Raw genomic sequence first — 989 nt, forward strand, 5'->3', positions numbered from 1 at the left:
TCATGGTAAAGTGCAATAAAATCGAATATTCTACTCGTTTGTAGCGGTAGGCAACCCAAGTCAAGATGAGAGACATACCTCCATAGATGACCCAGGAACCAAGATTACTTGGTGTGTGTAAATAGGCAAATACAAGAGCCCCAACCAAATAACCAATTTTTTCGTGTCCCTTAAAGATTAAGCGGGGAATCACAGCCCGACAGATAATTTCTTCTCCTAAAGGTGCCACTACAACAATGAGCAAACCCATTGCCAGCTGAGGGGCCAAGGAAGCCACCCCTTGGATGGTCTCTTGGTTAGCTGTCGTCGCCTCTCCTAACTGTCGTAGAAGATTGACCCCAAGAGCATTATTGGCCAGCAACAGGAGAAAATAAAGGAAATTTCGCCCAATATCTCTGCCTCTAATCCGTGAAAAATCTAGTGGATCAAGTGGACTCCATTTCATAAACCACCAAAGCAAATAGACGAGGAGCATGGTGACCCCAAGGACCAGACTATTGATTGTCCAATTTGACCAAGCATTTTCAATCCCCAAGATCAAAGCGACCATGGGTAGTTGAGTCGCTATAAATAACGGTATTCCAATTAGTAACCACAGACTATTCGAAACCCATTTTTTCTCCATCCAATTTTCCATTATTTTACCTCGATTATCAAACTATTTTTCTAGTATAGCATAGATGAGCTACTGAGGCAAGCCCAAGTAGAAGTCACACAAGAGAAAAAAGAGGCGTTTCGAATCAGCCTCTTCTTTCTTGTTTTTTTTAGAATAAAAGTCTTATCCCTTGTTTTTAAAGCGTTCAACATCACGGGCAATGACTAATTCTTCGTCCGTTGGGATGACCAAGACTCTCACTTTAGCATCCGGTGTTGAAATATCGCCTTCTGCACCAAAGACATTCTTTTCTGGATCAAGCTCACAACCAAACCAAGTCAGCCCGTCAATCACTTGTCCACGGATCGTCTTAGAATTTTCTCCAATTCCAGCT

Annotated in this window: 1 protein-coding gene and 1 pseudogene; both read right to left on the bottom strand. The window is 42.4% G+C overall.

The window, feature by feature from the left end; all coding sequences use genetic code 11:
• Positions 1-625 (bottom strand): CPBP family intramembrane glutamic endopeptidase (locus ACLOR3_RS10140; protein ID WP_412037204.1); only part of this gene is annotated, 625 nt, incomplete at its 3' end.
• Between the two features lie 153 nt (positions 626-778).
• Positions 779-989: pseudogene (locus ACLOR3_RS10145) on the bottom strand (acetate kinase); the annotation flags it as partial.

Origin of the sequence: Streptococcus intestinihominis (genome assembly GCF_046824975.1) — a bacterium.
Classification (GTDB): domain Bacteria; phylum Bacillota; class Bacilli; order Lactobacillales; family Streptococcaceae; genus Streptococcus.